This is a genomic window from Vibrio sagamiensis NBRC 104589 (assembly GCF_007990935.1).
Lineage (GTDB): Bacteria > Pseudomonadota > Gammaproteobacteria > Enterobacterales > Vibrionaceae > Vibrio > Vibrio sagamiensis.
In genome coordinates, this window is the sequence record NZ_BJXJ01000062.1 from 1 (window position 1) to 11,213 (window position 11,213).

The following is an 11,213-nucleotide window of genomic DNA, read 5'->3' on the forward strand; positions in this document are numbered from 1 at the left end:
GGTTACGTCGTGACGAGCCTAAGCTGAGGGTGCAGTAGAGATCCGCCTTCCTCAATGAACTCTTCAATATCTTTGGAATTTACGCATGAAAAGAGGTGCTCAGATAGGCATCTCATACACATCTTCAATTATTAAATTATCAATTTTATGAGCGTATCTTCCTTTATTCTTATGGCTTGTTGCAGTAAGCCAAAATATCTCACTTTATGGCTTTTTCAGTACCCATTAGTAATGGTATTAATATTAGAATTAACTTAGTTTAAGCATGGCTAAAAAAGTACAGAAGTGAATTAATATAAATGAAATTGAATAAATAGTAATTTTAAACTTTCTTTGTGACAAATTTTTTTATTTTAGATTGAATTATTCCTGATTTTTTGAAGTTTTAAATTAAAATTTATTTTTAATACTGATCAGATTGGTTTAAATATATTTCCATTTCTAATAAAATAACAGAATTATTTTTTGCCCTTATAAATAAATTAGGAAAATGGAATGAGAGTCAAAATAAAAAACATTAAAACTTTAATCTTGCTTACACTCCCTCTTGTTACAAATAGCGCCCTTTCGGCTGAATCGATTTCTTGTGAAGGGAAGGTCAAAGATAGTTGGGTTGAGCACTCTGGTACATTGATAATCAATACAACATGGAAAAATGCAGTAGGTCTTTGCAATATGAATCGACCACATAACAATATAAGCCCTGAGACATGCAAATCTTGGGCAGGTATTGTTCTTACTGCGATAACCGCTCAAAAGCCCTTGAGATTGCAATATTATAATCTTAAAAATTGCAGTGATCTTAAGTCCTACGGTGCCTCTGAGAAACCGAATTATGTAATGTTGAGAAGTGGTCTTGAGTGATTAAAGGGAATTGATTAAATGAAAAAAATCATCTTTGCATATATGCTGATTTTGACAGCAACTTTTAAAGTCGCGGCATCCTCATCATTTTCTACTGATTCAAACCAAGTACATAGGGTATATGTAACGCCAGATGGTGCGATTGCATTACAGTTAAAAGGTGGCTTTCCTAGAGCCAATGAAGCGAAGCAGTGTCCAGGTAATAACGGTTGGGCGGGTTTAAGAACCGGAGATCCCGTCCTTAAATCTGTCATCATAGCTGCAAAATCATCAGGCCAAAGTCTCACCGTTACGACACTGGGCTGTGAAGGAGCTTGGATTAAGATTTTAAATCTATATCTTGATTAGTGAGCTTGTTATGAAAACTAAAGGTGTTTCTTCGCTAACCTTCTGAGCACCTCATTTCAATCTTAAATTAAAAAACTATCCCTGTGAGTGAAATTTCTATTTCTAATAAAATAATAGGCTTTAACTCTATTACAGAGTGACTAAAAATAATCCATAAGGAAATAAATATGCGTTACTTACTTCTTACTTGTGTCCTTCTTTGTTCCTACGCTGCTAATGCTTGGCATGGTGATGTAAGAGGAAATATATCTAATATCCATGTAACTAATGGTGAAAACTTCGGCTTTAGAGTGATATTGGAAGGAAATAAGCCTCTTTGTGGAAATGAACATACTTGGGCCTATTTAAATGAGTCTGACTCGAATTACGAAACATATGTAAGTGTACTACTTGCTGCAAGACTCGCAGACAGACCCGTTACGATTTACAGTAATTGGGAGACTAAGAGCGGTAAAAAACACTGCCATATTGGGTATATCGCTCTATAAAAACTACCTTCTTTCCACCGTCTTCATCATCTAAAAAATAATTTTGAGGTAGTAACATTGAAAAAGTTTTCATTACTTTTTGCATTTCTTATTTCATTAAATACATATGCCGATACTTCTTCTCAAATGATAGAGCGTATTCAGGTTGAAAATGGTCAAGTTTATATCTATAGCAAAGGCTTTATAAACACTAAAAATTGTCAGAAGGCAGACCGAGTTAAGCTGGATAAAGACTCACTTGGCTTCAAGGAAATGTACAGCATGGCCTTAACTGCTTATACAGCTAAAACACCAATCGGCTTTTGGATTAAAGAATGTGGCACCAGCCCTTGGCGTATAACAGTGCCCGTAGCTTATGCATCTTATCTAGCTCAAAAATAACCGAACAGGTCATTTACATGAATCAATACATACGGCGTTCTGTCTTTGTTGGTATTGCAATAGGCAGCATTACTGCTGGTTATTTTCTTATGCAGCCAGAACAAAAAAGAGCAGAAATAAACGCCCAATCTCAAAATAAACCGGTAGAGCAGAGTAGTGAAGAATTGGCCCTCAGTGATGACGTGGCTTTTCCTTCTCCGGTGATCCAACTGCAACAAACGATGGCAGCAGGCATAGTGCAAGTTGCCGAGCCTGAATTAGAGCTTATCCGCGGAGATCTTGAGGCATTTTCTGATGAAAACATTCCTGAAAACTATCCCATTCCTGATGAGTTGGCTGAATTAGAGCTGCAATTAGAACAATTTAAACAACTTCAACAACGTCTCGATACACAAAAAGGACCAAATGGTGAGCAATAACCATTTAATAAATAAAACCATGATATGGGTGCTTTTGGCTGCCTCATTCGTGCCGGGGCAGGCGATTTCTGCCTCTTCAACCCCGACCCTAGAGCTATCAGGGGAATACAAAACCAGCGCTGGTAATGCGACTTACAATGTTCCCATTAGCATTTCATCAGGCCGAGCAGGTCATCAGCCAGCGCTGAGTTTGCGTTATCAAAGTAATTTACCCAATGGCCTTATGGGGATCGGCTGGCAATTGCATGGACATTCAACCATCTACCGTTGTGGTAAAAACTTAAACATCGACGGCTTAAAAGGTGGAGTAGGCTTTAACCAAGAGGATCGTTACTGTCTGGATGGCGAACGTCTGATCGCCGTTAACGGAGCGGATGGAAAAGATCTAACCGAATATCGTATTAAGAAGAATGGTTACGATAAAATTGTTTCATTTGGGGATAGCGGTGGCTCTGGTCCGGCTTACTTTAAAATTTGGCGCACGGATGGCTCGGTTTTAGAATACGGGGTCAGTGCCGATTCTCGGGTCGAACTACCAAATCAATCCCATGTCTACAAATGGGCGATCAATAAGAAAACTGACGCCAGTAAACATAATCATATTCAATACCAATATCGCGAGGAGAATGCGGCGGGCATCCATCAACTGCGTAATATCAGTTATGTTGGGGGGAAAGTTGAATTCCGGTACGAAGGCCGTAAGGATAAAACTTCACAATATTTGTTTGGTAGCCTATTAAATCGTACTGAACGACTTAAGGAAGTCGTCACTTTTGATGCTGATTCAAAACAAATCGGCACTTATGGCATTAATTATCGCTATTCTAACCAAACTGAGCGTAGCTTGGTAACTCAAGTACAATATTGCTCTGTCAAAGGAGAGTGTGCAACGCCGATTGAGTTTGATTGGGTAGAAGAAGTGAGCCAAGACTCATTAAGAAAGAAATCTTCTCTGGATTTTGCTCATGCCCGCTATTTTGATGTTGATAGAGACGGCATAAAAGAGTTGTATGGCGAAGTAATTAAAGCGTCTGGTTATCAAGTTGGGAGTGGCATTGAACCTAAGTTAAATAGAATTAACTGGGATAATGTCGGAAGAAACAGAGGAACACCGGGTAAAATTCTACAGCCAAATGGAACCTACACTGGACCAGGATTATTAGGAGTTGCATTGAAAGGGAGCATAGATAACCCCAGTGTGATTGTTCCTCCCTTTACTTGGGAAAATAAGGGCTTTATTGGCAACGGAGGCAACAGTCTCTATCTTCTATCGGATAAAGCCAATGTTGCTTTAAGTATGCCTGAAATTTTGGAAAAGACTTTAGGTGCTAGTTATACCCCAAACCTTGATGGGGTCATGGTTGACTTTTCACAAGATCAAGCTCACAAGTTTGCTGGAGATTTTAATGGCGATGGAAAGCAATCACTACGAGATAAGCCACGTTGGAATCGGCGGCCAAGGTCTGTAAGGGTTTTTGATATAGACAAAGATGGTCATGATGATTGGGTTTATCTGCAGGGTAGAGAGATCAAAGTAAGTCTATCTCAACGAAACCACCAACCTTTTGGTATAAAAGTGCAACGTACTTATGGTACAGAACCTATTGCAGGGCGTGCTTTTTTAGCATCACATGTGAAATTCTCTGATATTAATAACGATGGGTATTTGGACTTTTCTGTTGTTGATTTAAATAATGGAGGGCTGTCGGTTTATTTATTCGATGGAAAGAATTTTATTAAGTCAATAAGTTCACAAAGTCATATAGTTAAACGATGGAAATCGCATTCACTTAACTTTATAGACTTTAATGGTAATGGTTACCCTGATCTTTGCGTGAACAATACTTGCTGGACTAATGAAGCGGGTAAAATTAACTTCCAAAAATCACGTGCAGTTGCTGGTATAAAAGACGTCTATCTGGTTGATGATATCAATGGCGATGGCATTGAAGATTATGTTGGTAGCATCGGCGAATCGTATAAGCAAACTTCGTATAAATACCAATCAGAAGGCATGGCTTTTAACCGAATAAAAGTCATTAAAGAGGCTTTAAATTCCTTTGAGATAAACTATAGCTCTGCAACAAATAAAACGGCACATACTCAAAAGCGCTATTTTGATTACCCTTTCTTAAATACGACCCCTGTACGTTATTTAGTCAGGGAGGTCATTAAGATCCCATTAGGGGCGGGTTACCCAATGAGCCAATATTATTCATTATCAGTTTTGCCAACCCGTTATTCATATAACTATGAAGGGGCTAAGTATCACGCTTTAGGCGGCGGTTTTTTAGGTTTTGAAACCATCACGGAAGTTGAATCCATAGCATTTAACTTAACCAGTATTTGGCTTAATTCTTATGAAATGACGACAACAGTTAGCCATTACAACCAGTTAGATTTGAAAAAAGCAGGAGAACTGAAAAAAGTTGAGGTCTACAAGCATGTTGGTAAAAGGCGGTTTATTTATCAAGCCTCAGATAAAATCACCTCAACAAGCTACGAGTATCAAACCGTGGGTAAGGGGAATGGCGCTTACCAAGTGTATCCGAGTAAGATCACCAAGCAGCAGTTTGAGTCTGGTGTATTACAGAAGACCACTCAGATATCCAGTTCCATCAATACTTTCGGTGCGATCACCCGCGAAGAAACCACGGTCAGCAATGCGTTAAACAGTAAAGACCGTTTTACGACTCGTGTGGACAATCAATATTTGTCTCAAGGCTACAGTACAACGTCCTACACCTACAACACCATTACTTCAAATATGGTGTCGGACATGGCGGCGAAGTTTGCTCATTATCAAGATGGGCTGACGGCGTATTGTTCAACTACGAATAAAGACATCTATTTTAAGCCTGAAGATCGATTTGTCTTGATCCACGGTGATGTGGATACACCTATTTTTGTGACGCAACACCAAGAACGTTTTCGTTATCGTGTCACAGGAACTTCTCGTGATCCATACAACGGTATTACTCAACAAACAGGAGAACTGAGCCAAGTCAGTCAGGCGGAATTTGACCGTCAAAGCTTAACGCCATGTGGGCAGTATCAGCTAGGCAATGTGATTGGAGACAGTCAATTGGAGCTGAGTACTACAACCAACAGCGTGGCTCAATCGGTCACCCAAACCGGCCAAGAGTACTGGAAGGTTGGTGCACGCTCACGCAGTGTGAAAACCATCACTGACCATCAATCAGGATTAAGTAAAACCACGCAAAATGACTACAATTATAACAGCCAAGGGCTTCTTAGTCAGGCCATCACGTCTGGCTCTGAATACGAAACGGGCATGGGAGGCGGCCGGCGCTTAGTACTTTCCTACCAATATGACGCCTGGGGTAATGTGGTGAGTGAGAGCCAATCTGGCAGTGACTTACCCACTCGTACCACGCGTTATGGCTTCGAAGCGAACGGATTAAAACTCAAAACAACCACCAATGCCAAAGGTCATACGACCAGGACGGTTTATGATGGGCAAGGTCGTTTAGTGAGTGAAACCAGTGCGCTTAAAGGCCGAACTACACGTTACGAATACGATGCGTTTGGTCGAGAAGTACGCAGAACGTTACCTGGGAAAAACAATCGCATTGAGCAAACGTATCAGCTGGGTGCGCAATGTGAACACCGTTTATCCACTACGGCGTCTTGTGTCACGACCACACAGAGCAATGGTGTGACTCAGGTGATGCAGTATGATTATGCAGACCGAGAAGTGCGCCGACTGCACCGAGCTTTTGATGGGCGTTGGGTGGTTGTCGATACTGGCTGGGATAGGCAAGGTCATAAAACCTTTGTTACGACGGCTCAGTTCCTTGACCAAAAAGGGAAAGCGCCTCGTGTCACGTTTGAATACGATAAGCTTGATCGTGAAATTCGTCGTATTGAGCCTGCGAATCGCGGCACATTAGCCATTTTTACCACGCAATATAAAGGGTTCCGTATTGAGGGTACGGATGCACGCGGCTTTAAACGCAGCACCACACACAATGTGATGGGGCATGTGATCCGTAAAGACGAGCCATTAGGGGCTTATCAAACCTATGAATATTACCCAGACGGTAAGCTAAAACGTACGCAAGATTCCGCCGGTAATGTTACTCAGATCCAATACGATAACCTTGGTTACCGCACTCAATTGGATGATCCGGATATCGGGCATTGGTATTATCGATATAATGCACTCGGTGAGCTAGTGTATAAGCGTGATGCTAATGGGGTCATGACTCAAGTCGAGTACGATACCTTAGGTCGTAAGGTGTCTCAAAAAGAGGGCAGCGAAACCTCGCAGTGGCGCTATGACGAGCGTGGTGCTTTAGGTACACTGTCGTGGATGAGCGGTAAAGGCCAACGCAGTGATTATTTCTATGACCAGGCCGGTTTACTGCAAGAAAAAGCGGTCACCGTTGGTAAAGAAATCTTCTCAACACAGTACACTTACGACGCCTTTGAACGTATCGCTCGGGAAGTGAGACCTGATGGCAAAACAAAAACATCGGAGCTGGGTAAGCCTGATAATCAACGCCTTGCGGTGGAGTATGTGTATAACCAATACGGTTATGTTTCAGCTGTTAGAAGCCCGAAAACCTTCGCAGATGACATTTTCGCCAGCGCGAAATTCCGTGAAGACATTCGTCAGTTACTCCAACAGTCAATCAATCAAGCGAACCTCTATTTACAACGGGCGAGCCGTTATGCAAAACAAGAAAGTTTCTTCCGAGATAAGTTTTTTGAATACCGCAATAAACGGGTCGATGTATTTAACCTAGATGAAGCGGCAGCCAATCAGCTAAAAGATCATCATCGTTATAAACAGTGGTGCGATCAGCAAGGAACTTGTTACCTTCGTCCTGCAACATGGGTAATTTTGCATGATGACGTCACCATCCCATTGGATGTCACGTTAGAGGGCGATATCTTCCGTATCGATACCGAACTCACCTCTAGCGGAAGCAAAGATGGATTAGCAACGCATGAAATGACCGCTAACCCAGTGCCGGACAATGCCCTCGATGGTCTGACTCTGACACAGATGCAAGACATGCTGATGTCGGGTGACTACGACGGTAACGGCACGCTTGATATGATGCGCCAAGGGGATATTTACGCAGCCAAAGCGGATGACAGCTTACGTGGAGAATTACTGTTTGCTGCTGAAGACTTAGAGCAAGCGGCCAATATTGCCCATCGTCAATATAAGGAATATCGAACGTTAGCGAGTGATTTATTGGGTCTCGTCAGTAAAGTCGCCAAACTCAGTGGTGTGTACTGTGATTTTGCCAATACGTTGGGAGGCGATCGCGTTAATGCCAGCTTAAGAGGTCGATGCAAAAGTAGCGGCGGTGTAAGCCAAGCTGATATGCTGGACACGATCTTGACTAATTCAGAATTGGCAGCAGCCAATAAGAATGAGGCTTATGTTTACTATTGGCAGCGCCAGTCGACGGATGCATTTGACCATACCCTAAGTGAAATGCTGGGTAACGGTTTGATGAACACCTACGAGCACGATGCCGATACTGGTCGAGTGAACGTAATTGCCACTTATGAAGCAGATAAAGTGTTCAGCTCCGATGGCGTGAGTAAACCATCACGTGCGCCGCACATTCGTCAACTACGTTATCAATATGACAATCACAATAATGTGACCGAGCGTTATGATGAACAACTGGGTATTACTGACCGCTGGACTTACGATGCACTTGACCGTGTTGACAGCAATACGATCGCATTGGCTGATAAAACGCAGCATGGTTTAAACAACCCGGACCTAACAGGGAAGCGCAGCTATCGCTACGATAAGTTGGGGAACATTGTTTATAAGTCGGATATTGGGGATTACCAATACTCAGGCATAGGCGCTGGACCTCATGCGGTGACACAGGCAAACGGCTTGTCGTATCAGTATGATGCGGCGGGTAACATGCTCAGTGCCAAAGCGAAAGGCAGTAAAACCGAGGAACGCATTTTACGTTGGTCTCCATACAATAAACCGACCAAAATTATTCGTAAAGGTAAGACGGTTGAATTCTCGTATGATGCCAATCATGAACGTTACTTAAAGCGTTCGTCGGATGGTACCGTGACGTTCTACTTCGGTAAGACGTATGAGCGAGTGAAAAACCTGAAAACCGGTGAAATACAACACCAACATTTTGTTTTCGCTGACGGTAAGTTGATTGCGCTTAATACGCAAAGCACAGACAACAATAACAAGCTGAAGAATAAGCAGATCCGTTACCTGCATTACGATGCCCTTGAATCGGTAGACATGGTGACCGATGGCTACGGCCTTGTGGTGGAAAAACGCAGTTATGATACGTGGGGCAAGCAGCGCCATGTTCTGTGGCAAGACAGCAGCGCAGCCAGCGTTATCCAAGCGGCGATCACAAACCGAGGTTACACAGGACATGAGGAAATAACCGAAGTTGGCTTGATCCACATGAATGGTCGGGTATATGACCAAGAACTTGGCCGTTTTGTCAGTGCGGACCCATTGGTGCAATCACCCTATGTGGTCAATAGCTTCAACCGTTATTCTTATGTAATGAATAACCCATTGAAGTATACTGATCCAAAAGGGTATTTCTGCTCAGATGCTGACGGAAGTAATGCGAGCAGCAGTTGTGACGTTGGTAGTGATACTTCAAGCAGCGATTCTACTGGTGATAAGAATGGAGCAGTAAGTGGTGGAAAAGGAGGCAGTGATTCGGATAAAAGCGATGGTACACAAGATAACTCAAGCTTATCCAGTGAAGGAGAACAAAAACCTCAAGCTGAAGAGGAAGAAGAGAGCGGTGGCTGGATTAGTGCCATTGCAGGTTTCGCCTATGACCTGTCACCTCTTTCTACAGTTGTTGACATAGCTAATGGGGTTGTTGAAACTGGAGAAGCACTTGCTGCAGGTGAATTTAAACAAGCAGGAATGGTAGTCGGCGGGGTATTATTTGGTGCCGTTGCTAAGAAGGTCAAAGCACCAGTTAAGTTCTATAAGAAAGTTTCTAAGAAATTTGGTAAACAATGCTTTATTCGCGGTACGATGATTCATGTCCAAGGTGGATTGAAACCCATCGAAGATATTCAGGTTGGCGATCTCGTTGCTTCAAAAGATGAATTGACGGGAGATACGGATTGGAAACCCGTAGTCACCTTGTTCCGTAATGAAAATAAGCGAATTTTTAATCTCACTTTACTTAACGGTGATGGAGAAAAAGAACAATTAGGGGTGACTGCTGAACATCCATTTTGGGTTGAAGGTCAAGGATGGGTTGGGGCTGGCATACTTGAAGTAGGGCAACGTATATCGACTGTAGACGGTGCTGAATTAACGGTGCATTCGATAGCTTATGATGAAGAGCTGCACACAACCTACAATTTTGAGGTAGGCGACTACCATAGCTACTTTGTGGGTGAGAATGGTGCTTGGGTTCATAATGATTGCCCTACCCCTAAGGATAGAAATACAGGGCCTACATTTAAAACGTCTGCTGAAGCGGTTAAGCATGCTGAGACTATGGGCTACAAAGAAGTTAAAGGTGTAGTCAATAAATCTAAACAAAAAGTACTTCATAATAAGAAGAAAACCCCGAAGTTCATCTCAAGAGATGCTGATGGACATAATGGCGGTGCTTATAAAGGTGCTAATACAGCTAAAGATTTAAACAAAAAAGAGACGAGATTAGGTACATACGATAAAGATCTTAATTGGGTTGGTGAATAACTATGAAGCATTATCAAATTAGCAAATACTCAGAGCAAGAAAGTGATACGTGGTCAGCAGTAACAGATATAGGGAATATATATTACGGACAAAAGCTCTCTCAAAAAGAGTATTTGCGTGTTGAGGACTTATACATTGAATTTATTGAAAGATTTCTTTCGTCTAATACATTAATGTATAAGGTAAAGTTCCTAATGGACTTAAGAGGCGAAGACGGTGCAGATAAATACTTCTTTGATTTAGATTGTTGTGATATTAAAATTAGAGGTGGAGAGTATTTAAATACAGAATCCATTCTTGTGATTAGTAGATTGTGTCTCCGAGACTTGATGGGGGTTAGATTGGAAACGGATTGTGGATCGTATATTACATTTGGAAGCGACCTTTACCTTCGTATTGGGACTAGTAATGACCATAAAGGTTCCCTAGATTATTTCGATTATTTCGTGAAAAAAGGCTTATTTACACATCAAGTGGACCACGACCCTGACGAGTAAAATAGCTTGTTGCAAAAATTAAAGATGTGTCTGAGGTGCTTATCTGAGCACCTCTTTTCATGCGTAGATTCCGAAGATATTGAATAGTTCATTGAGGAAGGCGGATCTCTCCTGCACCCTCATTTTTGGCTTATCAAGATTTGACCAAAATAGGATTTAGGTATTATTTAATCAATAAGTAAATGCGAGTGTAAATGTCACCATTTGAATTCAGACTTGGCCATAACGCATTGCTCAGTGATGAATCATAGTTAAAGTCTGACGGATTGTGAGGTTTTTGCAACAAGCCCATAATTTTCGAGTCTCTTGTCGAACTCTAGAAGAACGCGGCTTAATTATGCGGAGGAAAGAAGAGTTGGACTGGTATGTGAATATCGCGCCTGAAGGATTTGATTTGGCGCTGGGTTGGATACATGGGGGAGAGTCTTAAGTCGAATTTTGTATCAGGTCGATGTAACAGACATTCTGCCTATAGAAAGCACGTTTTACCTAG

The 11,213-nt window shown here is 41.9% G+C and carries 6 protein-coding genes; all 6 read left to right on the forward strand.

Annotated features, from left to right (window positions below; translation table 11 throughout):
- Window positions 1–882: 882 nt before the first annotated feature.
- The 6 genes from VSA01S_RS18470 (at window position 883) to VSA01S_RS18495 (ending at window position 10,720) form a co-directional block, all read left to right on the forward strand.
- Complete coding sequence (locus VSA01S_RS18470; RefSeq protein WP_227739669.1) at window positions 883–1,212, forward strand: hypothetical protein; 330 nt, start codon at window positions 883–885, stop codon at window positions 1,210–1,212.
- 167 nt (window positions 1,213–1,379) lie between these two features.
- Entirely contained in the window at window positions 1,380–1,700 is a 321-nt protein-coding gene (locus VSA01S_RS18475) for a hypothetical protein (RefSeq protein ID WP_039983400.1), read from the forward strand.
- 57 nt (window positions 1,701–1,757) lie between these two features.
- The gene (locus VSA01S_RS18480; RefSeq protein ID WP_039983402.1) at window positions 1,758–2,081 is read left to right on the forward strand and encodes a hypothetical protein; all 324 of its coding nucleotides are present in this window, start codon (window positions 1,758–1,760) and stop codon (window positions 2,079–2,081) included.
- Between the two features lie 17 nt (window positions 2,082–2,098).
- Window positions 2,099–2,500, forward strand: coding sequence for a hypothetical protein (locus VSA01S_RS18485; RefSeq protein ID WP_050567471.1), 402 nt, complete (start codon window positions 2,099–2,101; stop codon window positions 2,498–2,500).
- Complete coding sequence (locus tag VSA01S_RS18490; protein WP_050567472.1) at window positions 2,487–10,223, forward strand: polymorphic toxin-type HINT domain-containing protein; 7,737 nt, start codon at window positions 2,487–2,489, stop codon at window positions 10,221–10,223. The genes VSA01S_RS18485 and VSA01S_RS18490 overlap by 14 nt, the downstream gene beginning before the upstream one ends.
- Window positions 10,224–10,225: 2 nt before the next feature.
- A complete protein-coding gene (locus tag VSA01S_RS18495) occupies window positions 10,226–10,720 on the forward strand; it encodes a hypothetical protein (protein WP_039983403.1) in 495 nt (164 codons plus the stop codon).
- Window positions 10,721–11,213 lie beyond the last annotated feature (493 nt).

Bases quoted from the DNA above. Each gene is read 5' to 3' on its own strand.
- VSA01S_RS18470 (WP_227739669.1), top strand. From the start codon at position 883: ATGAAAAAAATCATCTTTGCATATATGCTGATTTTGACAGCAACTTTT.
- VSA01S_RS18475 (WP_039983400.1), top strand. From the start codon at position 1,380: ATGCGTTACTTACTTCTTACTTGTGTCCTTCTTTGTTCCTACGCTGCT.
- VSA01S_RS18485 (WP_050567471.1), top strand. From the start codon at position 2,099: ATGAATCAATACATACGGCGTTCTGTCTTTGTTGGTATTGCAATAGGC.
- VSA01S_RS18490 (WP_050567472.1), top strand. From the start codon at position 2,487: ATGGTGAGCAATAACCATTTAATAAATAAAACCATGATATGGGTGCTT.
- VSA01S_RS18495 (WP_039983403.1), top strand. From the start codon at position 10,226: ATGAAGCATTATCAAATTAGCAAATACTCAGAGCAAGAAAGTGATACG.